Source organism: Bacillus sp. XB1 (genome assembly GCF_053557995.1).
Window position 1 is genome coordinate 541,772 of the sequence record NZ_JBNRIL010000002.1, and the last position, 26,101, is coordinate 567,872.

Annotated in this window: 26 protein-coding genes; 24 read left to right on the forward strand and 2 right to left on the reverse strand. The window is 36.4% G+C overall.

Annotated elements, in window-relative coordinates; translation table 11 throughout:
• Positions 1-8 precede the first annotated feature (8 nt).
• From dnaJ to ACK1U5_RS18165, 23 genes are all read left to right on the forward strand, one after another.
• The gene (dnaJ, locus tag ACK1U5_RS18055) at positions 9-1,124 is read left to right on the forward strand and encodes a chaperone protein DnaJ (protein WP_000043947.1); all 1,116 of its coding nucleotides are present in this window, start codon (positions 9-11) and stop codon (positions 1,122-1,124) included.
• A gap of 28 nt (positions 1,125-1,152) precedes the next feature.
• Complete coding sequence (prmA, locus tag ACK1U5_RS18060) at positions 1,153-2,091, forward strand: 50S ribosomal protein L11 methyltransferase (protein WP_000872103.1); 939 nt, start codon at positions 1,153-1,155, stop codon at positions 2,089-2,091.
• A 144-nt stretch (positions 2,092-2,235) separates the two neighbouring features.
• A complete protein-coding gene (locus ACK1U5_RS18065; RefSeq protein ID WP_069604750.1) occupies positions 2,236-2,985 on the forward strand; it encodes a 16S rRNA (uracil(1498)-N(3))-methyltransferase in 750 nt (249 codons plus the stop codon).
• Positions 2,986-2,991: 6 nt separating this feature from the next.
• Positions 2,992-4,344 carry a tRNA (N(6)-L-threonylcarbamoyladenosine(37)-C(2))-methylthiotransferase MtaB gene (mtaB, locus tag ACK1U5_RS18070; RefSeq protein WP_000108676.1) on the forward strand — a complete coding sequence of 451 codons (1,353 nt, stop codon included), beginning with the start codon at positions 2,992-2,994 and terminating at the stop codon, positions 4,342-4,344.
• A gap of 320 nt (positions 4,345-4,664) precedes the next feature.
• Complete coding sequence (rpsU, locus tag ACK1U5_RS18075; RefSeq protein ID WP_000048061.1) at positions 4,665-4,838, forward strand: 30S ribosomal protein S21; 174 nt, start codon at positions 4,665-4,667, stop codon at positions 4,836-4,838.
• Between the two features lie 15 nt (positions 4,839-4,853).
• Complete coding sequence (locus ACK1U5_RS18080; protein WP_000054562.1) at positions 4,854-5,297, forward strand: GatB/YqeY domain-containing protein; 444 nt, start codon at positions 4,854-4,856, stop codon at positions 5,295-5,297.
• Positions 5,298-6,215: 918 nt separating this feature from the next.
• On the forward strand, positions 6,216-6,509 hold the full coding sequence (gene yqfC / locus ACK1U5_RS18085) for a sporulation protein YqfC (protein WP_000732269.1): 294 nt from the start codon (positions 6,216-6,218) through the stop codon (positions 6,507-6,509).
• A 161-nt stretch (positions 6,510-6,670) separates the two neighbouring features.
• Entirely contained in the window at positions 6,671-7,870 is a 1,200-nt protein-coding gene (yqfD, locus tag ACK1U5_RS18090; protein ID WP_000792499.1) for a sporulation protein YqfD, read from the forward strand.
• A 3-nt stretch (positions 7,871-7,873) separates the two neighbouring features.
• Positions 7,874-8,833: a PhoH family protein gene (locus ACK1U5_RS18095; RefSeq protein ID WP_000840520.1), complete on the forward strand. Its 960-nt coding sequence runs from the start codon at positions 7,874-7,876 to the stop codon at positions 8,831-8,833.
• 194 nt (positions 8,834-9,027) lie between these two features.
• On the forward strand, positions 9,028-11,172 hold the full coding sequence (locus ACK1U5_RS18100) for an HD family phosphohydrolase (protein WP_000091514.1): 2,145 nt from the start codon (positions 9,028-9,030) through the stop codon (positions 11,170-11,172).
• On the forward strand, positions 11,169-11,639 hold the full coding sequence (gene ybeY, locus ACK1U5_RS18105; RefSeq protein ID WP_000054679.1) for an rRNA maturation RNase YbeY: 471 nt from the start codon (positions 11,169-11,171) through the stop codon (positions 11,637-11,639). The genes ACK1U5_RS18100 and ybeY overlap by 4 nt, the downstream gene beginning before the upstream one ends.
• Positions 11,636-11,989, forward strand: coding sequence for a diacylglycerol kinase family protein (locus ACK1U5_RS18110; protein WP_000715469.1), 354 nt, complete (start codon positions 11,636-11,638; stop codon positions 11,987-11,989). Before ybeY ends, ACK1U5_RS18110 begins: the two co-directional genes overlap by 4 nt.
• Positions 11,990-12,088: 99 nt before the next feature.
• A complete protein-coding gene (locus tag ACK1U5_RS18115) occupies positions 12,089-12,487 on the forward strand; it encodes a cytidine deaminase (protein ID WP_001086282.1) in 399 nt (132 codons plus the stop codon).
• Positions 12,480-13,385, forward strand: coding sequence for a GTPase Era (gene era, locus ACK1U5_RS18120; RefSeq protein WP_001080229.1), 906 nt, complete (start codon positions 12,480-12,482; stop codon positions 13,383-13,385). Before ACK1U5_RS18115 ends, era begins: the two co-directional genes overlap by 8 nt.
• A 176-nt stretch (positions 13,386-13,561) precedes the next feature.
• On the forward strand, positions 13,562-13,705 hold the full coding sequence (locus ACK1U5_RS18125) for a YqzL family protein (RefSeq protein ID WP_000883924.1): 144 nt from the start codon (positions 13,562-13,564) through the stop codon (positions 13,703-13,705).
• Between the two features lie 33 nt (positions 13,706-13,738).
• A complete protein-coding gene (recO, locus tag ACK1U5_RS18130; RefSeq protein ID WP_000487013.1) occupies positions 13,739-14,485 on the forward strand; it encodes a DNA repair protein RecO in 747 nt (248 codons plus the stop codon).
• Positions 14,486-14,592: 107 nt separating this feature from the next.
• Positions 14,593-15,225 (forward strand): helix-turn-helix transcriptional regulator, encoded by a 633-nt coding sequence (locus tag ACK1U5_RS18135; protein ID WP_000583756.1) that lies wholly within the window; start codon positions 14,593-14,595, stop codon positions 15,223-15,225.
• Between the two features lie 29 nt (positions 15,226-15,254).
• Positions 15,255-16,067, forward strand: a complete 813-nt coding sequence (locus tag ACK1U5_RS18140) for a pyruvate, water dikinase regulatory protein (protein ID WP_000368936.1) — start codon at positions 15,255-15,257, stop codon at positions 16,065-16,067.
• 860 nt (positions 16,068-16,927) lie between these two features.
• Positions 16,928-18,724, forward strand: a complete 1,797-nt coding sequence (gene dnaG / locus ACK1U5_RS18145; RefSeq protein WP_000528224.1) for a DNA primase — start codon at positions 16,928-16,930, stop codon at positions 18,722-18,724.
• Between the two features lie 59 nt (positions 18,725-18,783).
• Positions 18,784-19,911: an RNA polymerase sigma factor RpoD gene (gene rpoD / locus ACK1U5_RS18150; RefSeq protein ID WP_000764066.1), complete on the forward strand. Its 1,128-nt coding sequence runs from the start codon at positions 18,784-18,786 to the stop codon at positions 19,909-19,911.
• A 386-nt stretch (positions 19,912-20,297) separates the two neighbouring features.
• A complete protein-coding gene (gene cccA / locus ACK1U5_RS18155; RefSeq protein ID WP_000828141.1) occupies positions 20,298-20,654 on the forward strand; it encodes a cytochrome c550 in 357 nt (118 codons plus the stop codon).
• A gap of 165 nt (positions 20,655-20,819) precedes the next feature.
• Positions 20,820-21,527 carry a tRNA (adenine(22)-N(1))-methyltransferase gene (locus ACK1U5_RS18160; RefSeq protein ID WP_001006544.1) on the forward strand — a complete coding sequence of 236 codons (708 nt, stop codon included), beginning with the start codon at positions 20,820-20,822 and terminating at the stop codon, positions 21,525-21,527.
• Entirely contained in the window at positions 21,524-22,645 is a 1,122-nt protein-coding gene (locus ACK1U5_RS18165; protein ID WP_113710614.1) for a Nif3-like dinuclear metal center hexameric protein, read from the forward strand. The genes ACK1U5_RS18160 and ACK1U5_RS18165 overlap by 4 nt, the downstream gene beginning before the upstream one ends.
• Positions 22,646-22,686: 41 nt before the next feature.
• On the opposite strand, the gene ACK1U5_RS18170 is transcribed toward ACK1U5_RS18165, so the two are convergent.
• Together ACK1U5_RS18170 and ACK1U5_RS18175 are read right to left on the reverse strand one after the other, a co-directional pair.
• Positions 22,687-23,637, reverse strand: coding sequence for a 4-hydroxy-3-methylbut-2-enyl diphosphate reductase (locus ACK1U5_RS18170; RefSeq protein WP_000706660.1), 951 nt, complete (start codon positions 23,635-23,637; stop codon positions 22,687-22,689).
• An 89-nt stretch (positions 23,638-23,726) separates the two neighbouring features.
• Positions 23,727-24,464: a YqfQ family protein gene (locus tag ACK1U5_RS18175; RefSeq protein WP_000484162.1), complete on the reverse strand. Its 738-nt coding sequence runs from the start codon at positions 24,462-24,464 to the stop codon at positions 23,727-23,729.
• A gap of 181 nt (positions 24,465-24,645) precedes the next feature.
• Between ACK1U5_RS18175 and ACK1U5_RS18180 the strand changes: the two genes are divergently transcribed.
• Positions 24,646-25,956, forward strand: coding sequence for a DEAD/DEAH box helicase (locus ACK1U5_RS18180; protein WP_000194015.1), 1,311 nt, complete (start codon positions 24,646-24,648; stop codon positions 25,954-25,956).
• Positions 25,957-26,101 lie beyond the last annotated feature (145 nt).

Below are 26,101 nucleotides of genomic sequence, written 5' to 3' on the forward strand. Positions count from 1 at the left end.
GTAAATTTATGAGTAAACGAGACTATTATGAGGTCCTTGGACTTAGCAAGGGCGCTTCAACAGATGAAATTAAAAAAGCGTATCGTCGTTTGGCTAAAAAATACCATCCAGACGTAAGCAAAGAAGAAAATGCGATTGAAAAGTTTAAAGAAGTACAAGAAGCATACGAAGTGTTAAGTGATGATCAAAAGCGTGCACAGTACGATCAATTTGGTCATGCTGGTGCAAATCAAGGATTCGGTGGATTTGGCGGCGGAGGAGACTTCGGCGGTGGCTTCGGTTTTGAAGATATATTTAGTTCTTTCTTTGGCGGTGGCGGCGGCAGACGTCGTGATCCAAATGCTCCGCGCCAAGGTGCTGACTTACAATATCAAGTCACTTTAGATTTTGAAGAAGCTATTTTTGGTAAGGAATTAAATGTGGAAATTCCAGTAGAAGATCCATGTGATACTTGTAAAGGTAGTGGAGCAAAACCAGGAACTTCAAAAGAAACATGTAAACATTGTTCAGGCTCTGGTCAAGTGAGTGTAGAACAAAACACACCGTTTGGTCGTATCGTAAATCGTCAAGCTTGTGGTCATTGTTCAGGAACTGGACAAATTATTAAAGAAAAATGTACGACATGTCACGGTTCAGGTAAAGTTCGTAAACGTAAAAAAATCAATGTTAAAATTCCAGCGGGTATCGATAATGGTCAACAAATTCGTGTGTCTGGAAAAGGTGAAGCCGGCGTAAATGGCGGACCAGCAGGAGACTTATATGTTGTCGTTCATGTAAGAAATCATGAATTCTTCGAGCGTGAAGGAGATCACATTATTTGCGAAATGCCATTAACATTTGCGCAAATGGCGCTTGGTGATGAAGTGGAAGTTCCTACTGTTCATGGTAAAGTGAAGCTGAAAATTCCAGCAGGAACACAAACTGGAACAGAATTCCGCTTAAAAGGAAAAGGTGCTCCGAACGTACGTGGATACGGCCAAGGAGATCAATATGTAGTCGTTCGTGTTGTTGTACCGACGAAATTGACTTCGCAGCAAAAAGATTTATTACGTGAATTTGCAGGACAAGAAGAGCAGGATGATAGTTTATTCGGAAAGCTTAAACGTGCTTTCAAAGGGGAATAATGGAAATAAAAAATGGAGTTGGTAAATTGTGAAATGGTCAGAAATTAGTATTCATACAACAGAAGAAGCAGTAGAAGCTGTCTCTCATATTTTACATGAAGCTGGTGCTAGTGGAGTTGCGATTGAGGATCCAGCGGAGTTAACGAAAGAGCGCGAGCAACAATATGGTGAAATTTATGCATTGAACCCAGATGAATATCCGGCGGAAGGTGTATTAATAAAAGCGTATTTCCCGCAAACGGATTCTTTACATGAAACGATTGCAGGTGTAAAATCATCTATTGATGTGCTTCCATCTTACGACATCGAAATTGGTACTGGAAATATTACCGTTAACGAAGTCAATGAAGAAGATTGGGCTACTGCTTGGAAAAAATATTACCATCCAGTACAAATTTCTGATACATTCACAATCGTACCGACTTGGGAAGAATATACACCATCTTCTCCTGATGAAAAAATCATTGAATTAGACCCGGGTATGGCGTTTGGTACAGGAACTCATCCAACAACAACGATGTGTATCCGTGCTTTAGAAAAAACAGTACAGCCAGGTGACACTATTATTGATGTAGGAACAGGTTCTGGTGTACTTAGTATTGCGGCTGCAAAATTAGGTGCGTCTTCTGTTCAAGCATATGATTTAGATCCGGTTGCGGTTGAAAGTGCAGAAATGAATGTACGTTTAAATAAAACAGATGATATCGTGTCTGTTGGACAAAATAGTCTTTTAGAAGGCATTGAAGGTCCTGTTGATTTAATCGTAGCTAACTTATTAGCAGAAATTATTCTATTATTCCCTGAAGATGCAGCAAGAGTTGTGAAGTCAGGTGGATTATTTATTACATCGGGCATTATTGCTGCGAAGGAAAAAGTAATTTCTGAGGCGTTAGAACAAGCTGGATTTACAATTGAAGAAGTGTTACGAATGGAAGATTGGGTAGCAATTATTGCACGAAATGCGTAATATAGATTTTAGTCTATAATGAAAAGGGGAGTCTCTCACTATAAGGTGAGAGACTTGCCGTTTGTTATATGAAAAATGATAACGTTTCGTTCTTTTCGTAAGTGTTGACTTACGAAAGGAACGAAACTCTACTAAGGTGATTATATGCAACGTTATTTTGTAGAAGAGAAATATGTAAATGAGACAAGTATTCGCATTGTAGGTGATGACGTACATCATATCGCAAGAGTGATGCGTATGTCAGCTGGTGATTATATTTATTGCTGTGTAAACGGAAAAACAGCAGTATGTTCAATTGATGAAATTACCAGTGAATTTATTAATACGGCTATTGTAGAATGGGTAGAGGCGTCAAGTGAACTTCCTGTTTTCGTGACGATTGCAAGTGGACTGCCAAAAGGAGACAAGCTAGAGTTAATTTTTCAAAAAGGAACTGAGCTTGGGGCAGCTGCATTCTTACCATTTCAAGCATCTCGCTCTATCGTAAAATGGGATGCGAAAAAAGCTGATAAAAAAGTTGAGCGTTTAAGAAAAATTGTGAAAGAAGCTGCGGAACAATCACATAGAAGTGAAATTCCAGAAGTACATGCTCCGGCATCATTTAAGCAATTGCTTTCAATGAGTGGTGAGTATGATGTTTGTCTTGTTGCTTACGAAGAGGAAGCAAAACAAGGGGAGAAATCTAATTTTGCGAAAGCTTTAACGACAATGAAACCAGGTCAAAAGCTATTGATTGTATTTGGCCCAGAAGGCGGTTTAGCTGAGGAAGAGATTACAGCGCTTCGTGAACATAAATTTGTACCATGTAGTTTAGGACCAAGAATTTTAAGAACAGAAACGGCGCCGTTATACGCGTTAAGTGCTGCTTCGTATCATTTTGAATTGATGGGGTGATGATCAATGTCAACTGTTGCGTTCCATACGTTAGGTTGTAAAGTAAACCACTATGAAACAGAAGCCATTTGGCAATTGTTTAAACAAGGTGGTTATGAAAGAACAGAATATGAAAAGAAAGCTGATGTATATGTTATTAACACATGTACAGTAACGAATACTGGGGACAAAAAAAGCCGTCAAGTAATCAGACGTGCTGTGCGTCAAAATCCAGATGCAGTTATTTGCGTAACGGGATGTTATGCACAAACATCTCCAGCTGAAATTATGGCGATTCCGGGTGTAGATATTGTAGTTGGTACACAGGATCGTGAAAAGATGTTAGGTTACATCGAAGAATTCCGTAAAGAGCGTCAACCAATTAATGCTGTCCGTAATATTATGAAAACACGTGTGTACGAAGAACTTGATGTACCTTATTTCACGGATCGTACACGTGCGTCTTTAAAAATACAAGAGGGTTGCAATAACTTCTGTACATTCTGTATCATTCCTTGGGCGCGTGGTTTAATGCGTTCTCGTGATGGAAAAGAAGTTATTAAACAAGCACAACAATTAGTGGATGCAGGCTATAAAGAAATCGTATTAACGGGTATTCATACAGGTGGATACGGCGAAGACATAAAAGATTATAACTTAGCTGGATTACTTCGTGATATGGAAGCGGAAGTAGACGGATTAAAACGTCTTCGTATTTCTTCTATTGAAGCGAGTCAAATTTCAGATGAAGTAATTGAAGTGTTAGATAAATCTGAAGTAGTTGTACGCCACTTGCATATTCCGTTGCAATCTGGTTCTAATACTGTATTAAAACGTATGCGTCGTAAATATACGATGGAGTTCTTCCAAGAGCGTTTAGATCGTTTGAAAGAAGCGTTACCAGGCCTTGCGATTACATCTGACGTAATCGTTGGTTTCCCAGGTGAAACAGAAGAAGAATTCATGGAAACATACAATTTCATTAAAGAGAACCGCTTCTCTGAGTTACATGTGTTCCCTTACTCAAAACGTACAGGAACACCTGCAGCACGCATGGAAGATCAAGTTCCTGAAGATGTGAAGAACGATCGTGTTCATCGTTTAATTGAGCTATCTAATCAATTAGCGAAAGAGTACGCATCAGCGTTTGAAGGTGAAGTGCTTGAAATCATTCCGGAAGAGCAATTTAAAGAGGGCGACCGTGAAGGCTTATATGTAGGTTATACAGATAACTACTTGAAAATTGTATTTGAAGGATCAGAAGAATTAATTGGTAAGCTAGTGAAAGTGAAAATTACGAAAGCTGGTTATCCATATAACGAAGCGCAATTTGTTCGTGTTCTTGAAGATGATGTAAAAAAAGAATCAGCTAGCGCATAAAAAGAGCGTGCAACCGGAAACGGTTTGCATGCTTTCTTTGTTTGAAGCGGTTAAGTACTATAAGGTGGGGAGGCGTTTCATGCATCCCTGTATGAAAAAAGATGAAATGATAAAAATATAGTTGTCTTCATCAGTAAAGGATACTAGCTATTTGCATAACTTTTGAAAAGGAAATGCTTCTATTCTTCTTTTATTCTGCCAAATAGTTGACCTGAAGTGATAAAATGTATTATAATCGTAAAAGACATGCTGAAGAAGTGTTTCTTTTTGCATGCTGAAGTTAGTATGTAAGTGTGATGTTTCGGAGGGAGGGAAAGAGAATGTCAAAAACAGTCGTTCGTAAAAACGAGTCTTTGGAGGATGCACTTCGCCGTTTTAAAAGATCGGTTTCTAAAACTGGTACACTTGCTGAAGCAAGAAAGCGCGAGTTTTATGAAAAACCAAGTGTAAAACGTAAGAAGAAATCTGAAGCGGCAAGAAAGCGTAAATTCTAAGAGAGGGTGTAAGTTATGAGTCTTCTCGGTCGTTTAAACGATGATATGAAACAAGCGATGAAGAATAAACAAAAAGAAAAATTAACCGTTATTCGTATGGTTAAGGCTGCTTTACAAAATGAAGGTATTAAACTGCAACATACTCTTACTGAAGAAGAGGAAATAACAGTTTTAGCTCGTGAAGTAAAACAGTATAAGGACTCCCTCCTTGAATTTAAAAAAGCTGGTCGTGAAGACCTTGTTAATAAACTGCAAAGTGAAATTCAGATTTTAAGCGCATATTTGCCAGAGCAATTAACTGAAGAAGAACTAGTTGATGTAATCAAGCAAGTTATTTCTGAAGTTGGTGCGACTTCTAAAGCAGATATGGGTAAGGTGATGACTGCTGTTATGCCGAAAGTAAAAGGTAAAACAGACGGATCACTTGTGAATAAGCTGGTTATCCAGCTATTAGCGTAAAAAAACGTCTCATTTCGTATGAGACGTTTTTTTATTGTTCTTATTAAGGAGAAACGCTATATTGTTTAAAAAGGGTTTCTATAAGTGATAGAAACCCCTCTAGTTAAAGTTTCAATTTATTATTTCCTTGTATAATTCCGATTCTACACCTATTCTTACTTCCTTGACTAAAACTTCTTTCGCAAATAAAAGCTAAGTACCGAACCTTCTGAAAATCAGATTGAAGTTTTATAGCTTGCTCTTCAGCATAATCCTCAAAGGTAACGAAAGAGATTCTAACTATTTTAGATTTTGCATCAGTTGCATAAAATGGCCGGATATTACTGTCGATAATTTGTTTTATAACATTCGAAATTTCTTGACTAAAGCCAATTTACTTTCGTATTTCCTCGTTTATTAATTCATTTTTTAATGAACCCTAATATTTTTTGAAATTCATATAACAACCATCTATAAAATATTCTTACTTACAACGTAACATTCAGAGTGGAGAAATTTTCTTTTTTTTGATTTTATCCCTCATTAACGGGCAGCCCGATTGGTGAGGGGGGATTAAAGTTTCACTTTATCTCATTTGCCCAATAAATGACAACTACTTATTCTATGGTCAGTATGTCACATCCAGAACGAATTGTAACAGTTTTTTTCAAGTTTCTAACTTCTCGCTAGGCTCAATTTCTTAATGTAACTTGTACTGATATCCTGTAGGGGCGCATATTCTTGTATTAATACTTCTATTATTAAAGGTAACATCCTTTGATCCATCATTGTCCTGACAAATATGATTTCATATAGCGACTGTTTTAATTAACATGATATGAACTCTTACAGAATATAGTTATGTTAGTGAAGTCGTTATAACACGATAGGCACTTGTGAAGAAATACATATATATGGGATGAGAGGGGGTCTTTCGAGATGAAGAAATTAGAACAAATGAAAAATTGGTTGACAAAACAAGTAGACCTACCAGTGGATGTATTAATGGATCTACCTCGGATTACTCTTGTTGGGCAAATACATATTTATATAGAAAATCATCGGGGGTTATTAGTGTTTTCAGATAAAGAAGTACGATTGCTTTTAAAACACGGTCAATTATTAATTAAAGGACAATCCTTTGTTATTAAAACGATTCTTCCAGAAGAGCTTTTGCTCGAAGGGATAATTGAGCAAGTAACATTTTTAGAAAATGAAAAAAAAGGTGATTGAAGTGAAACTTCCATTTGTGAAGTTTTTCTTCTTTATCCTGTAAAAGTTCCGTTGATAGAGACTGATTACAGTTTTACTCGGTTTCATTTTAGTACGAGCTATTTTAATGTTTCAAATAAAAAGTAGTATATCTACTTTTAGAAAGGTAGTGAAGGTGGTAAATGAAAAATAAATGGTTTATAAAGTGGCTTGGATATGTAAAAGTGCGAATTGAAGGTAGAGGAGCGGAACGGTTTGTTAATGAATGTGTACGGAGGAATTTATTAGTTTGGGATGTTAAAAAGATAGCTGATGAAACGTTAGTTTTTTGTATGTTGTTACGCGATGTGAAAAAAATAAAACCAATTTATAGAAAAAATGAATGTAAATTATATTTTATTGGACGTTATGGTTTTCCTTTTTGGAATAAGCGTTTAATTAAAAATAGTGGATTTTTAATTGGTTTTTTAATTTTCTTTTTTGGTGTGATTGCAATGTCAAATATGGTTTGGAAAATTGAAATTACAGGAGCAAAACCTGAAACGGAATATATATTGATGAAAGAATTGGATAAAATGGGTATTAAAAAAGGGAAACTACAATTTCAAATGCCGAATGTAGAAGATGTACAACGCCATTTGACAGATAATATTAATGCCATTACTTGGGCGGGACTAGAAGTAAGAGGAACGACGTATCATTTTAAAATTGTTGAAAAAAACGAACCGAAGAAAGAAAAGGAACAAAGGCCGCAAAATTTAGTAGCAAAAAAAGAAGCGATTATTACAAAGACGTTCGTAGAAGTTGGAAAGCCGGTTGTACTGAAAAATGATCATGTAGAAAAAGGGCAGATTCTCGTATCAGGAATATATGGTAATGAGGAAAGTCCGACGATTGTTTCAGCGAAAGGTATTGTGTATGGAGAAACGTGGTATACATCTAAGGTGGATGTCCCGTTAAAGACGCAATTCCAAGTGTATACTGGTAATGTATACAATGAACATTTTCTTAAATTTGGGGATACGAAAATAAAAATATGGGGATTTCAGCATGATAAGTATAAACGCTCTCGTACTGAAAGTGTAAAGCATGATGTGAAATTATTTGGTTTTACACTGCCGATTGCATATGAAAAAGATGTTGTGAGAGAAGAGGAAGAAGCGAATCGAGAATATACAGAAAAGCAAGCGCTGAAAGTAGCGAAAGAGATGGCCGAAAAAGAACTAAAGAAAAAATTGGATGAACATGCTATGATTGTAAGTGATAAGATTTTGAGTAAAGAGGTTGAGGCGGGTCAACTAAAGGTCACATTGCATTATACTGTGGTTGAAAATATTGCAGAGCCACAACCAATATCCGAATCCGATATTCAAGGAGACTGAGTAATGGCAGAACAATTAGTAGAAATGAACCAACAATTGGAAAATACTAACGAAGCAATCGCTCTTTTTGGAGTCAATGATGCACATTTAAAAGTAATTGAACGAGAACTGAATGTATCGATCGTAACTAGAGGAGAAACTGTTCATGTATCTGGGGCAGTTGAAACGGTGACACTCGTAGAAAAAATCTTACAGCAATTACTTGTTGTAATTCGTAAAAGTATATCAATTTCAGAGAGAGATGTTGCGTATGCAATTCAGCTTGCACAACAAGGGAAAATTGCTCAATTTGAAGAGTTATATGAAGAAGAAATTTTCAAGACTGCAAAAGGTAAATCCATTCGTGTAAAAACAATGGGGCAAAGACGATATATTCATGCGATGAAGAAGAATGATATTGTCTTTGGGATAGGGCCTGCAGGAACTGGAAAAACATACTTAGCTGTAGTAATGGCTGTGAGGGCTTTAAAACAAGGGTATGTAAAGAAAATTATTTTAACAAGACCTGCGGTAGAAGCTGGAGAAAATTTAGGTTTTTTACCAGGGGATTTGAAAGAGAAGGTAGATCCATACTTACGCCCATTATATGATGCCTTACATGATATTCTTGGACAAGAATATACGCAGCGTATGATGGAGCGAGGAGTAATTGAAATCGCGCCGCTTGCTTATATGAGGGGGCGTACGCTTGATGATTCATTTGTTATTTTAGATGAGGCTCAAAATACAACGGGTGCTCAAATAAAAATGTTTTTAACAAGATTAGGTTTTAGTTCTAAAATGGTTATTACAGGGGACCCTTCACAAGTAGACTTGCCAAAAGGGGTAAAATCAGGGCTATCTATAGCTGCTAATATTTTATCTGGTGTATCAGGTCTGTCATTTATTACATTAGAACAAACGGACGTTGTGAGACATCCATTGGTGCAACGTATTATTGAGGCATATGATAAAATGGAATGATCCTATTTGTCAGGATCATTTCTTTTTGTATGATAAGGTTGGCGAACGTCATATTTTTTACTATCATGAAAGATAAGGAAAATAAACTATAGGTACTAGTGTATAAAATGTTGCCTCAAAGTATCGTTTGGTAGAAGAAATGAAAGCTATAAATAGTTTCACTTTATTTCTGGAGAGGAGAAGGTATTGAAATCATGTCAAGATCTCAAGAAATTTCTAAGTGGTTTCGTAATTTACAACATTCGAAAAAACTAAGTTGGATTTCTTACGTTGTATTAGGAGCAGTGCTGTTTTTTGCGCTTATGAATAATGTAAAACCAGAGCAATTAGATGTTAATATGTATTCTATTGCGAAAAAGACAATCCATTCTCCTATAAAAATTGAAGATAAAGTTACAACGGATAAAAAGAAAAAAGAAGCCGCTACAAAAGTTGAAGATCAATATACATATAAAAGTGAGTATAAACAAAACAAAGTTGATATTGTGAATGACGTCTTTGCTAAAGTGGATGAAGTGGTGCAAGAGATTAAAGCTGTTGGACCGGATGATCAAAAAAAGATGACTGATGCTGAGAAAGTGGAGAAGTTAAAAAAGAAACTACCCGCTGACTTAACGAAAGAATTATCTGATTCAAACTTACTAAGTTTGATTAATGCAGATTCGAGCCAATTAGTATTAGCGAAAGATGCTGCGGTCACAGCGATTAATAGTATCATGACTGAGCATATTAAAATGGACGAATTGAAAGATGCGAAAGAACGATATGTAAGTGAGATGAATAGTGTTAATGTTGATAATGGTTTAAAAGAGTCAATTAAGGCGCTAGGAAGATATGCAATTTCAGCAAACTATTTTTATGACCCGATCTTAACGAAAGAGAAGAGAAAAGCAGAGGAAGATTTAGTTCCACCTGTTTATATTCTTCAAGGACAAGTTCTTGTTAGAGAAGGTGAAACAATTTCAAGTGATGTGTATAATCAGTTGAAATTAGTTGGTTTGTTAGAAAAAGGGAACGGCTTTCAACCTTATGTTGGATTAGCGGTACTCATTGGTGTGTTACTATACTTTATGCATAAACAATTTGAATTATTTTTAAAGAGAAAAAGAGAAGATAGACCGTATGTTTTAGCGTATATTACAATTTTGTCTATCACAATCGTCTTAATGAAAATCATTAGTTTGTTTCAAAAACTTGAATACGCGGGGATTGCATATGTTGTCCCAGTTGCGATGGGAACAATACTTGTAAAACTAATGATTGGTGATCGATTTGTCTTTTTAACGAGTATGATTTTTTCTGTATGCGGAAGTATTATGTTTAATGAAGGAGTAACGAGTACATTAAATTATAGTGTAGGGATTTACGTATTGTTAAGTTCATTATCGGTTAGTATTTTCTTGCGAGAAAAAAATCGTCGTACAATGATTTTACAAGCTGGTATACTCGTTTCTGTATTAAATGTAGTCGTATTGGCGGCGCTCTTATTATTACGTAATGGGAATTTTTCGCCTCTTGAAATTGGTACGCAATTATTAATGGCTTCACTTTCAGGGATTATATCATCCGTTTTGGCTATGGGGATTTTACCATATTTAGAAAGTGGACTTGGAATCGTATCAAGCATGAAGCTTATGGAACTATCAAGTCCAAATCATCCGCTTTTACGCAGAATTTTGTTAGAAGCGCCAGGGACATATCATCATAGTGTAATGGTAGCGAATCTTTCTGAGGCTGCTTGTGAAGCAGTCGGGGCAAATGGTGTATTAGCGCGTGTAGGGGCATATTATCATGATGTAGGAAAAACAGTACAACCGCAATTTTTTATTGAAAACCAAATGGGAATTGAAAACCCGCATGATAAATTAGATCCTGTAACGAGTAAAGATATTATAATTGCTCACGTAACGGATGGAGTAAGAATGCTCGAAGAATATCATATTCCACAAGAAATTATTGATATCGCTGGGCAACATCACGGTACAACGTTACTGAAATATTTTTATTATAAAGCTATTAAAGAAGATAAAGAAAAATATACAGAAGAGATGTTCCGTTATCCAGGTTCAAAAGCAACTTCGAAAGAATCGGCAATTGTTGGTATTGCTGATAGTGTAGAAGCTGCGGTACGTTCTATGAATCACCCAACGCCAGAACAAATTAATAATTTGGTGCAAAGTATTATTAAAGATCGACTACAAGACGGTCAATTTAGTGAATGTGATTTGACGTTTAAGGAACTACAAATCGTTGGAAAAACGTTGTGTGAAACGTTAAATGGTATTTTCCATTCGCGTATTACATATCCGGAACTTCCGGAAGAAAAGGAGAAAGAATGAGTTTGTTAATTGATTTTATTGATGAAACAGAAGAAGTAAAAGAAGCGTATATGAGTTTAATTCGTGAAGTGTTAGAAAAAGCAGCTCAAATGGAAAATATCGAGGATGGTGCGGAGGTATCGGTGACATTTGTAGATAATGAGCGCATTAGAGAAATTAATCGTGATTACCGAGATAAAGATCAACCTACAGATGTAATATCCTTTGCGATGGAAGAAATGGGAGAAGGAGAAATGGAGATTGTTGGTGCAGAGATGCCACGCATGTTAGGTGATCTTATTATCTCTATTCCAAGGGCGAAAGAGCAAGCTGAAGAGTACGGACATTCTTTCGATCGTGAACTTGGATTTTTGGCATTACATGGCTTTTTACATTTACTTGGTTATGATCACATGACAGAAGAAGATGAAAAAGAAATGTTCGGAAGACAAAAAGAAATTTTAGAAGCTTTTGGATTAGGACGATGAAAAAAGGAAAACTTATAGATAGTTTTGGATATGCTATAGCTGGTATATTCTTTTGTTTTCGTCATGAGCGAAATATGAAAATCCATTATTTAGCCGCAGTCATTGTTATATGCTGCGGCTTTTATTTCCATATTACGAGAACAGAGTGGATGATATTACTTATTGTAATAGGGAGTGTAATGAGTTTAGAAATGGTAAATACGGCTGTGGAAAAAACAGTAGATTTAGCGACTGCAGATATTCATCCATTTGCAAAAATTGCAAAGGATGTTGCGGCAGGAGCGGTTTTATTGTTTGCAATTATAGCTGTTATAATTGGTGCTATTATCTTTTTACCGTATATGGTATAGTTGCATTCCGAAGCTTTTATTAAGCTTTGGAAGTGCCGTAAGGGGCTTTAATGAGAGAGTGTACCTCTTCATAGCTGTGAACAGGAAGGATGCGGGAATATGAATAGTAAACAATTAATTCTAGAAGCAATCGAAGCGCGTAAACAAGCGTACGTACCATATTCTAAATTTCAAGTAGGTGCAGCACTATTAACGCGCGATGGAAAAGTATATCGTGGATGTAATGTTGAGAATGCATCATATGGCTTATGTAATTGTGCTGAAAGAACAGCTTTATTTAAGGCGGTTTCTGAAGGAGATAAAGAATTTGTAGCCATTGCGGTTGTAGCAGATACAAAGCGCCCAGTACCTCCTTGTGGAGCATGTCGACAAGTTATGGTAGAATTATGTAAACAGGATACGAAAGTATACTTAACAAATTTACATGGTGACGTTCAAGAGACGACAGTCGGAGAATTGTTACCAGGAGCATTTTTAGCGGAGGATTTACATGAATAGAAAAGGTTATAAATCAGGTTTTGTCTCTATTATTGGCAGACCGAATGTTGGGAAATCTACATTTTTAAATCGTATTATCGGCCAGAAAATTGCTATTATGAGTGATAAGCCACAAACGACTCGTAATAAAATTCAAGGTGTATATACAGAAAATGATGCACAAGTTATTTTCATTGATACACCAGGAATACATAAACCTAAACATAAACTAGGCGACTTCATGGTGAAGATGGCGCAAACGACATTAAAAGAAGTTGATATCGTTCTGTTTATGGTTAATGCTGTCGAAGGCTTTGGTCGTGGTGAAGAATTCATCATCGAGAAGTTAAAAGAAACGAAACAACCAGTATTTTTAGTAATTAATAAAATTGACCAACTTCATCCAGAGCAATTACTAGAGTTAATTGATCAATATCGTAAACTACATGAGTTTGCAGAAATTGTACCAATTTCTGCGTTAGACGGTAATAATGTGGACGCTTTAATTGGAACAATTAAAAAGTATTTACCAGAAGGACCACAATACTATCCAGATAATCAAGTAACGGATCATCCGGAGAGATTTATTATTGCAGAGCTTATTCGTGAGAAAGTACTACATTTAACACGTGAAGAAGTGCCGCATTCTGTGGCTGTTGTTATCGATGCGATTCAAAAGCGTGAGGGCGGGGCAGTTTATATAAATGCAACGATTGTTGTTGAACGTGCATCACAAAAAGGAATCATCATCGGAAAACAAGGGAAAATGTTAAAAGAAGTTGGTAAGCGAGCTCGTTTTGATATTGAAGCGCTACTTGGTTCTAAAGTATTTTTAGAAGTATGGGTAAAAGTGCAAAAAGATTGGCGTAATAAAATGTCTCAGCTTCGTGACCTAGGTTTCCGCGAGGATGAGTACTAAAATAGAGTCAAGCTGTAATCAGTGGATGGTTGGTTCATCCACTGATTATTGGTTTTTATGAACTTTGATAAATTAGGAAAAATTTTTCTCACATGAAAATGGACAAAATGGGTCAATTTAATAACAACAAAGGAAATTGGTTTATAGGCTACGCTTATTGAGAAAGGTGGATTCTTATGCTAGATTTTACCTGGAAGTTTTTCTCCAAAACAGGAAGCATTGAAACGTACTTGCTTTTGAAAGAAATGGAAAAAGACGTAAACGATGAGATGGATCAACATGAAGAGGAGCTAGCGCATCTAGACTCTCCAATTTCTTGACCCGTTTTGTTCAAACCTTGGATGGTGACGAACATGTTTCAAAAAGTTGAGGGCATCGTTATCCGTACGACAGATTACGGAGAAACGAACAAGATTGTTACAATATTCTCAAGAGAACTTGGTAAGGTAAGTGCAATGGCAAGAGGGGCAAAAAAACCGAAAAGCCGATTAGCATCTGTGTCGCAATTAATGACACATGGCCAGTTTCTTATTCAAATGGGATCTGGGCTTGGAACATTGCAACAAGGCGAGATTATTTCAACTATGAAAGAAATTCGCGAGGACATATTTTTAACTGCTTATGCATCATTTATTGTTGAATTAACTGATAAAGCAACAGAAGATAAAAAACATAATCCGTATTTATTTGAAATGTTATATCAAACGTTGCATTATATGTGTGAGGGTGTTGATCCAGAAGTATTATCATTAATTTATCAAACGAAAATGCTTCCGGTATTAGGGATGCGCCCGTACTTTGATACATGTGCGATTTGTCATCAAGAAACAGACTTTGTCGCCTTCTCCGTTAGGGAAGGCGGTTTTCTGTGCTCACGTCATGCAGAGCAAGACCCGTATCGTATACCGGTAGGAGAAGCTGTTCATAAATTATTACGTCTTTTCTTCCATTTCGATTTACATAGGCTCGGAAATGTATCGGTAAAGGATAGCACAAAAAAACAAATGCGTTTAGTATTGAATACATATTATGATGAATATTGCGGAATTTATTTGAAATCAAGACGTTTTTTAGAACAACTTGATAAGTTTCAAATATAATTTTGGGCCGTATACGGTCCTTTTTACATACTTTCTTTTTCGAATAGCATATTTAGTATATAATATTTAAGAGATAGTATAACTTTTTTCGTTGTGCATTAAAGGTGGTGATTATCATAGAGCTGAATAAACGGCAAGAACATATCATTCAGATTGTAAAAGATCACGGTCCTATTACAGGGGAATCAATTGCAGCGCAATTGGGTCTAACACGTGCGACGCTAAGACCAGACTTAGCAATTTTAACGATGGCTGGTTATTTAGAAGCACGTCCACGCGTAGGTTATTTTTATACGGGTAAAACTGGGGGGCAGTTATTATCTGAAGCTGTTAAGAAAATTAAAGTACAAGATTATCAATCTAGACCGGTTGTAATTGATAAAAATGTTTCCGTATACGATGCAATTTGTACGATGTTTTTAGAGGACGTTGGTACATTGTTCGTTGTAGATCAGATGACTCTATTAGTTGGTGTTGTGTCTCGTAAAGATTTATTAAGAGCGAGCTTAGGAAAGCAGGATTTAACCTCTCTTCCGGTTAATATTATCATGACAAGGATGCCAAACATTGCGATGTGTCGTAGAGAGGATTCTTTATATGATATTGCGATGGAATTAATAGAAAGACAGATTGATGCAATGCCAGTTGTAAAAGATACGAAACAAGGTTTAGAAGTGATTGGGCGAATTACAAAAACAAATATTACACGTGCGTTTGTAAATTTAGTAAATAACGAATAAGTGTAATTTGTTTAAAGTGAGGTAATGTAATGGATAATAAAATCGTATATGTCGTATCTGACTCTGTAGGGGAAACGGCTGATTTGGTTGTTCGAGCAGCAATGGGGCAATTCCCGTTTGCTCCTGATATTAGACGTGTACCGTATGTAGAAGATACAGGGACATTAAAAGAAGTGATTTCGATTGCTAAGAGTAATCAAGCACTTATATGTTTTACGTTAGTTAAGCCTGATATGCGCAAATATTTAGTAACAGAGGCTGCAAAAGAAGGGGTAGAGGCATACGATATTATCGGCCCTCTTATTGATCAAATTGAAGAAATTACGGGGCAAGTGCCGAGATATGAGCCAGGCGTTGTCCGTAGGTTAGATGAAGAATACTTTAAAAAGATTGAAGCGATTGAGTTTGCTGTGAAGTATGATGACGGCAGAGATGCACGAGGTATTTTAAAAGCGGATATCGTGTTGATTGGTGTTTCGCGTACATCAAAAACACCACTTTCTCAATATTTAGCTCATAATAAACGCTTGAAAGTTGCGAATGTACCACTCGTGCCAGAAGTTGACCCACCTGAAGAACTATATCAAGTGGCAAAAGAAAAATGTTTCGGTTTGAAAATTACGCCAGATAAGTTAAATCATATTCGAAAAGAACGATTAAAATCACTTGGATTAAGTGATGGAGCAACATATGCAAATATTAATCGTATTCAAGAAGAAATTGATCACTTTGAGGAAGTAATTAGTAAAATAAATTGTCAAGTAATCGATGTATCGAATAAAGCAATTGAAGAAACAGCAAATATTATTGTGAATGCAGTGCAAAACCAAAAAATGTTTTAGCACATTTACCAAAGGTGAATGTGCTTTTTTCGCTCGTGTGAAATATGGTACCTATGGATTTTGTAATAGATTGTAGTGTAATGGTTATACTTATACTCCTTTATCTTTTAGTATATTCAAGGTGTGAGTTTGTCATCCTGAAATGTAAGATGAAAAAATAAAGGGATATGTAGCGTAGTTGAAGAAAATATATTATAATAAAAAATTGTGATAAAAACCTATATTTTACGTTTAGACTTTAATTTTTCAGAATAAACTAGGGATAGGATTTACGAAAAAGACATGTAATTACGTTAAATCGACAAAATCTATACAAGAAAACGCACATTATGGAAGGATTCACAGAAGGGATGTAGAATACAGAAATATGCAAAGCATTGACAACATATTAGTTGGTGTGGATGTATATCCCGTGAAGGCTGAAATTGTGCAAGTTGGAGCGGAATTTCATGTCGGAATTTTGTTTGTCGCATCATATGCTCATCCTTTAAGGAAATAGCAAGGCCATTGGATCTTTGTAGATACTGAACAAAATGGAGTTGATCGTTATATGGATCAACATGAAAAAGTTACAAATCTCAAGATCAAACAGTATATGTGGCTTGCTACTCTTCTTATAAAAAGGTGTATATGTATTGTTTCTAAGAGATACATTTGTAACAGATGAGCAAATGTATACAATTTTATATAGCAAGTATGTATATGCGATTTATGCAGATAAAGGACCTATAGGAAAGGTTTAAAATCGTTTATACAATGTAATCGGCAACACTTTCTAACAAGTTTAGAAAAATATTGTCGAATTATAAAGGAATTTTTTAATTTATATCGAATACAAAATACGACACGGAGATGGAGTTATGGGGAACAGAATTCCCGAAGAAGTTGTTGAACAGATTCGGACATCATCCGATATTGTAGAAGTCATTGGTGAATACGTTCAACTTAGAAAACAGGGGCGTAACTATTTCGGCCTTTGTCCATTTCATGGTGAGAATTCTCCTTCATTCTCTGTTTCATCTGATAAGCAAATTTTTCATTGCTTCGGATGTGGAGAAGGTGGAAATGTATTTTCCTTTCTAATGAAAATGGAAGGACTGGCTTTTACCGAGGCTGTTCAAAAGCTAGGCGAAAGAAATGGAATTGCGGTTGCAGAGTATACATCAGGGCAAGGACAACAAGAAGACATATCTGATGACACTGTCATCATGCAACAAGCTCATGAATTATTGAAAAAGTATTATCATCATTTATTAGTAAATACGGAAGAGGGAAATGAAGCACTTTCATATTTATTAAACCGTGGTATTACGAAAGAGATGATTGAGAAGTTTGAAATTGGTTATGCATCACCTACTTGGGATGCAGCGACGAAAATTTTACAAAAAAGAGGTTTATCGCTGTCTAGTATGGAACAAGCTGGCCTTCTAATAAGAAGTGAGAAGGATGGTAGTCATTATGATCGCTTCCGTGGAAGAGTTATGTTCCCGATCTATACGTTACAAGGTAAGGTGATAGCGTTTAGTGGAAGGGCGTTAGGAGATGACACTCCGAAATATTTAAATAGCCCTGAAACACCGATTTTTCACAAAAGTAAATTGTTGTATAACTTCCACCAAGCAAGACCGTTTATTAGAAAGCGTGGGCAAGTGGTTCTTTTTGAAGGATATGCCGATGTACTAGCTGCGGTAAAAAGTGGTGTGGAAGAAGCTGTTGCGACAATGGGAACAGCTTTAACTGAAGAACAAGCAAAACTTCTGCGACGTAACGTTGAAACTGTTGTTCTTTGCTATGATGGTGATAAAGCAGGGCGAGAAGCGACGATGAAAGCAGGGCAATTATTGCTAAAAGTTGGTTGCCAAGTGAAAGTCACATCCTTGCCAGATAAGCTTGATCCTGATGAATATGTGCAACAATATGGGACTACTGCTTTTGAAAATCTTGTGAAATCAAGTGTGAGTTTTGTTGGTTTTAAAATAAATTATTTGCGTTTAGGGAAAAATTTGCAAGATGAGTCTGGCAAAGAAGAATATGTGAAGAGTGTTTTAAAAGAGTTATCGTTGTTACAAGATGCGATGCAGGCAGAGTCATATTTGAAGTCATTATCGCAAGAATTTTCGTATTCAATGGAAACACTTTTGAACCAATTGCACCAATATCGCAAAGAACAAAAGGTACAGCAAAAACAAATAAAGCAGGTTGCTAAACCGTCTCAAGTCGTTCAAACAAAACCGAAGTTAACAGGTTTTGAAAGAGCGGAAAGAGAAATTATTTACCATATGTTGCAAAGTGCAGAAGTAGCTGTTCGTATGGAATCCCATATAGAAGATTTTCATACAGAAGAACATAAAGGGATTTTATATGAACTATACGCATATTATGAAAAGGGAAATGAACCTTCAGTCGGAACATTTTTAAGTTGGCTCTCTGATGAAAAGTTGAAAAATATTATCACTGATATTTCGACGGATGAATTTATTAATCCAGAATACACAGAAGAAGTGTTGCAAGGCCATTTGGAGACGCTTAGACGGCATCAGGAAAAACTTGAAAAGATGGAGATCATCTTTAAAGTGAAACAAATGGAAAAAACAGATCCTGTAGAGGCTGCTAAATATTATGTAGCATATTTACAAAATCAAAAAGCGAGAAAATAGCTTTTTTGATAAAGTTTTAGTATAATGAATGTTTGTATCTCGCGTAAGGAGGGGAACAGATGGCTGACAAACCAGCTCGTTCTAAACAAATTGAAACTGAAATGACCCTTGAGCAAGTGAAAGAACAACTCACTGAGCTCGGAAAAAAACGTGGCGTTCTTACATATGAAGAGATTGCAGAACGCATGAATGGATTTGAAATTGAATCCGATCAAATGGATGAATACTATGAATATTTAGGTGAACAAGGCATTGATTTAGTTGGTGATAATGACAACGAAGAAGGCCCTAATAATCGCCAAATTACAAAAACAGAAGAAGAGTTTGACCTCAATGATTTAAGTGTACCACCTGGGGTTAAAATCAACGATCCTGTTCGTATGTATTTAAAAGAAATTGGTCGTGTAGACTTACTATCTGCAGAAGAAGAAATTCGACTTGCAACGCGTATTGAAGAAGGCGATGAAGAAGCGAAACGTCGTCTTGCAGAAGCAAACTTACGTCTTGTAGTAAGTATTGCAAAGCGCTATGTAGGCCGTGGTATGCTTTTCTTAGACTTAATTCAAGAAGGTAATATGGGTCTAATTAAAGCTGTTGAAAAGTTCGATTATCGTAAAGGTTTCAAATTTAGTACGTATGCAACTTGGTGGATTCGCCAAGCTATTACACGTGCCATTGCAGACCAAGCACGAACAATTCGTATTCCAGTTCATATGGTTGAAACGATTAATAAGTTAATTCGTGTACAACGTCAATTATTACAAGATTTAGGTCGTGAACCGTCTCCTGAAGAGATTGGTGAAGAAATGGATCTTGCTCCAGAAAAAGTACGTGAAATCTTAAAAATTGCACAGGAGCCAGTTTCTCTTGAAACACCAATTGGTGAAGAAGATGACTCCCATTTAGGTGACTTTATTGAAGACCAAGAAGCAACATCGCCTGCGGACCATGCGGCCTATGAATTGCTAAAAGAACAATTAGAAGATGTGTTAGATACGCTAACAGATCGTGAAGAAAATGTTCTACGTCTTCGTTTCGGTTTAGATGATGGACGAACTCGTACGCTTGAAGAAGTTGGGAAAGTATTCGGCGTAACGAGAGAGCGTATTCGTCAAATTGAAGCAAAAGCACTTCGCAAATTAAGACATCCAAGCCGTAGTAAGCGTCTTAAGGATTTCTTAGAATAGGTTATTTTTTAAGTTTACTTCACCTTTGTGAAGTAAACTTTTTTATTTTGTTAATTTTTGTTAAAATTTAGCTATCGGCAACGATTACAATTTCTTGTAATTTATTTTACAGAATTGTCTTTTGATTTGCAAATGCTCATTTTTCGATTTTTCGATTAATTTTGTTTATTATATACAAAAATATATGTAGAAAAGCGAAAAATATGATGAGAAACGTTAATAATTATCGAAATAATAAGCGATATGACAATAAAAAACAATAAACTGAATTTATGGAATATTTTTAACGAGTGGTAGTTTACTCTTTTCTGATAGAGTGTTTTCAAGTACAATGGAAATGACTGAATCATCTAACTATTTAGGGGTATAGAGGGGGGAGAAGAGATATGAAACGTAATCCGCTGATTCCGTTCGCTCTTATTGCAGCATTGGGTATTATCGTTATGTTTGTATTTTCATTTCAGGGGCTAAATAAATCTAAAGAGTTAGCTGATGCAAAAAATGGCGGGAAGCCAGCACAAACAGCATCAAAGCCAGAGGATATTGTGAAGCAAAGCTGTACGAGCTGCCATGGTGATCAGTTACAAGGGGCAGTTGGACCTAACTTACAAAAAATTGGTGGGAAACTTTCAAAGGATGAAATTAAAGAAATTCTTTCGAAAGGAAAAGGCAATATGCCTGCCAATATAGTTCCAGCTGATCAAGCCGCTAAAGTAGCTGATTGGTTATCGAAGAAAAAATAAAGTTCCGTATGACAAGCCTTTTGCTTATGCAAAGGGCTTGTTTTTCTATATTTTCTAAAATACGATGAATGATAGAGCGGTGAATTGTTGTTATGGGCTTGCAACAACTACTATAAATTCATTATCATGGAGACAGACTGACAAGAGAAGGAGTAATGGAAATACATGAATGAAGTAAAGCTTTCAAAACGATTAGAAGAAGTTGTACGTGAAATACCAGTAGGATCTACAGTTGCTGATATTGGATCGGATCATGCGTATTTACCGTGTTATACAATTATAAATAATATTGCTACAAAAGCAGTTGCAGGAGAGGTTGTAGATGGACCATTTCGCTCTGCGCAAGCAACTGTAGCTGAAAGTGGTTTACAAGATAAAGTAGATGTGCGTAAAGGGAATGGATTAGCTGTTATAGCGCCAGGAGAAGTAGATGTAATTACGGTTGCTGGAATGGGCGGAGCGTTAATTCGTGACATTTTAGAAAGTGGTAAAGAAAAATTAGAAGGTGTAACACGTTTAATTTTACAGCCGAATATTGCAGCGCATCATATTCGTGAATGGTTTATTGAGAATGGTTGGGAGCTTATCCATGAAAAAATCGTAAAAGAAGATGGGAAAATTTACGAAATTTTAGTAGGGGAGCGAGGAAATGTTGTAGCGCCTTACTCTGAAAATAAACAAGCTGAATTGTTTATGGGACCATTTTTAATAAAAGAAAAAAGTGAGGCTTTCGTTGAAAAATGGGAAGGAGAATTAAAAAACTTCCAAAATATTTTAAAACAGTTGGAACGTGCGGCTGATTCTGAAGAAACAAAAGCGAAGCGTGGGGAAGTAGAAGCGAAAATGAAAATGATAGGGGAGGTTTTATCATGAGTAAAATTCCAAACGGCCATGAAATTATTTCTTTATTTGAAAGTATGTATCCGAAGCATTTGGCGATGGAAGGAGATAAGATTGGCCTGCAGATTGGAGCGCTTAATAAACCCGTGCAGCACGTATTGATTGCGTTAGATGTAACGGAAGAAGTTGTGGATGAAGCAATTCAATTAGGGGCAAATGTCATTATTGCTCATCATCCTTTAATTTTTAACCCGTTAAAAGCAATTCATACAGATAAGGCGTATGGGAAAATTATTGAAAAGTGTATTAAAAATGATATTGCAATCTATGCAGCGCATACAAATGTGGATGTTGCTAAGGGCGGGGTAAATGATTTACTTGCTGAGGCGTTAGGATTGCAAAATACAGAAGTTCTAGCACCGACATATGCAGAAGAAATGAAAAAAGTTGTTGTGTTTGTGCCAGTCACTCATGCAGAAGAAGTAAGGAAAGCATTAGGAGACGCAGGTGCTGGTCATATCGGCAATTATAGCCACTGTACGTTTAGTAGCGAGGGTACAGGCACATTTGTACCTCAAGAGGGGACAAACCCTTATATCGGGGAAACTGGACAGTTAGAACGTGTAGAAGAAGTACGAATCGAAACGATTATTCCAGTTTCATTACAGCGGAAAGTGATTAAAGCAATGGTAATGGCACATCCATATGAAGAAGTAGCATACGATGTGTACCCGCTTGATAATAAAGGTGAAACGTTAGGCCTGGGGAAAATAGGATACTTACAAGAAGAAATGACGCTTGGTCAATTTGCAGAACATGTGAAACAATCATTAGACGTGAATGGGGCAAGAGTTGTCGGTAAGTTAGATGATAAAGTGCGTAAAGTAGCTGTACTTGGTGGAGATGGTAATAAATATATAAACCAAGCGAAATTTAAAGGAGCAGATGTATATGTAACTGGTGACATGTACTATCATGTTGCTCATGATGCGATGATGCTCGGTTTAAATATAGTTGACCCAGGACATAATGTTGAAAAAGTAATGAAACAAGGTGTACAAAAGCAACTGCAAGAAAAAGTAGATGCAAAGAAATTAAATGTTCAAATTCATGCTTCGCAGTTACATACAGATCCATTCACATTTGTATAAGAAAAATAAAAACCGTTGCTCCATTAGGGCAACGGTTTTTATTATTGTTCTTTCTTCACCTTTACGCGAGGTAATATCTTTTGAAGTGGTACTTTTCTAACTCTCTCCCACGTTGTTGGATTCATTGGGTCATATTGCTCTAAGAACGCGATAACTTCTTTTGTAATCGGCGTTGGAGTAGAAGCACCTGCTGTAACAGCTACGTTTTCTACACCTTGTAGCCACTCTAATTGAATTTCGCTTACATCAGCAACTCGATATGCTTTTGTACCCGCGATTTCTTGTGATACTTGTGCTAAGCGATTTGAATTGTTACTTTTCGGATCACCAACAACAATTGTTAAGTCTGCAACATCAGCTTGTTTAGCGACAGCTTCTTGGCGAACTTGAGTAGCTAAACAAATTTCTTTATGGAATTCTGCTGTTGGGAATTTTTTTTGAATGTCCTCCATTAAATGTTGAACATCCCATTGACTCATCGTTGTTTGATTCGTTACTAAAATTTTATCTGTTGGAATTTCTAATGTTTTTAAATCATCGGCTCTTTCGATAAGGTGAACGATGTCAGGTGCAATACCAACTGCGCCTTCTGGCTCTGGATGATTTTTTTTACCGATATAAATGACATGATACCCTTCCGCTTTCTTAGCTTCGATAAGGTCATGCGTCTTGGTAACATCTGGGCAAGTGGCATCGATTGTTGTTAAACCTTTTTCTTTTGCGCGTTGTTTAACTTCTGGAGAAACACCGTGTGCTGTGAAAATAACAGTACCAGAATCAATTTTATCTAAAATTTCTAAGCGACTTGGACCGTCTAATGTGATGATTCCATCTTCTTCAAAAGCGTCTGTAACATGTTTATTGTGAACAATCATACCTAAAATATAAATGGGTCTCGGCAATGATTTATCTAATGCAGCGTTACGTGCAATTACCATTGCATCGACAACACCGTAGCAATAACCACGAGGGGAAATTTTAACAATTTTCATATGAGTAATCCTCTCCTTCTAAACAAGGGATACTTTTGTGCATAGTCTTTTACATTATAAAGGAGGAGTGGATAGAAAACAAAGGATTGTTACACATATAGTTTTGGTTTTGTTGCTGTTTGTTGAACTGGTTCTTTCGGTAACTCTTTTTCTATTACAGGTTCAATCACTATTTTCTTTCGTTTTCGTTTCTTTTTTTGAGGTGCAGGAGGCGGACTTTCTACCTCAACTGGCTCTGTTACATTTTCCGTTTGATTTTCTTCCGTACTTTTTCCAGAGGTGAGGATTTTAACAATGCTTGGTAGACTACGCATAATAGGACCATACTGTTCGACGACAGGACCTACAGATTGAACGACTTGGGATACTTTTTCGATGTTGTTTATCATATTAGTAGGATTCGAAATTAAGTTCGAAAAGAAACTGCCGATGCCACTGCTTGCTGTTGCGGCAGCTGTAGTTGCGCCGCCGCGCGTTTCATTTGATTCATACATTTGAGGCGGTATCATTTGCTCAGGATGTTGCTGCATGTATGGTTGATATTGTGGATGTTGCTGCTGATATTGTTGCTGGTATTGCTGCTGATATTGCTGTTGATATTGTGGCGGCGGTGGTGGTTGCTGATGCATCATCAGTTGCCCTTCCATTTGTCGGTAAGGTGGAACCATTTGCATAAAAGGCTCGGTTGGATCGTGTTTTTTAAAAAGCTTAGCAAGAAAACCTTTCTTTTTTTGTGCCATTGGTGGTAGTTGTGGAATTGGATATGGTGTATAAGGTTGCTGCCCTGGATTCGGATACATTTGCCTTGTAGGGGATTTCGGAAACATGTGAGAAATCCTCCTTTCTTCAGTTAGGTATATACACATACAATATGCAATAAAAGGGAAGAAGGTTAGTTTTTGAAGTGAAAACCTAAACTAAAGATGGATTTTACTTGTAGATTTCGATATAATGTAGACTTGACTGATTTGTGCGCGCAGTAGAAATTTTAGAAAGAAGGTGTAACTTATGACACAACAAACTTTTACACAGTATGATTTTAAACCATTTTTAATAGATGCAGTTCGTGAACTACGCTTTACAGAGCCGACAGGAATTCAGCAGAAAATTTTCCCGGTCGTGAAAAAAGGTGTAAGTGTAATTGGACAATCCCAAACAGGTTCTGGGAAAACACATGCATACTTACTTCCTACATTAAACAGAATTAATGCAAGTCGTGAAGAAGTACAACTTGTTATTACAGCGCCTACTCGTGAGTTAGCACAACAAATTTACGAAGAAATCGTGAAGTTAACAAAGTTTTGTGCGGAAGACCAAATGATTACAGCACGTTGTTTAATTGGTGGAACTGATAAACAACGCTCAATTGAAAAGTTGAAAAAACAACCTCATATCGTAGTTGGAACACCAGGACGTATTAAAGATTTAGTAGAAGAGCAAGCATTATTTGTTCATAAAGCAAATACGATTATTGTCGATGAAGCAGACTTAATGCTTGATATGGGATTCATTCATGATGTAGATAAAATTGCAGCACGCATGCCTAAAAACTTGCAAATGTTAGTTTTCTCTGCAACAATTCCTCAAAAACTAAAACCGTTTCTGAAGAAGTATATGGAGAATCCAGAGCATATTCATATCAATCCAAAACAAGTTGCAGCTGGAAACATTGAACACTATTTAGTGCCTTCTAAACATCGTAATAAAATTGATTTAGTGCATAAAATGCTACTTCAATTTAAACCGTATTTAGCAGTTGTTTTCACGAATACGAAAAAGATGGCAGACCAAGTTGCTGATGGATTAATGGAACGTGGCTTAAAAGTTGGACGAATTCACGGGGATTTATCACCACGTGATCGTAAAAAAATGATGAAACAAATTCGTGACCTTGAATTCCAATATATTGTTGCGACTGATTTAGCAGCACGTGGTATTGATATTGAAGGGATTAGCCATGTTATTAACTATGAGCTACCATCAGATTTAGATTTCTTCGTTCACCGCGTTGGAAGAACAGCACGTGCGGGGCATTCTGGTATTGCAGTGACGATATATGATCCAGCAAACGAAGAAGCGTTAGATAGTTTAGAAAAACAACGTCATATTGAGTTCAAGCATGTAGATTTACGCGGAGATGAGTGGGCCGATTTAGGTGAGCGTCGTCGTCGTAAGAGCCGTAAAAAACCAAATGACGAACTTGATGTTATGGCAACGAAAGTTATTAAAAAACCCAAAAAAGTAAAACCAAACTATAAACGTAAACTTGCAACAGAACGTGACAAAGTGAAGAAAAAATATGGCAATAAAAAAAGATAAGGGGTTTCCCTTATCTTTTTTTTATCCCGCTATTTGTGGGAGGTGTAATCAATATGGATAGAAAAGTATTGATTAAAGTTTCACTTAATCCAGCTAATTTAAATGAAAAGTATAGTCTGTATAAATAGTCATATAAATTTGTGTA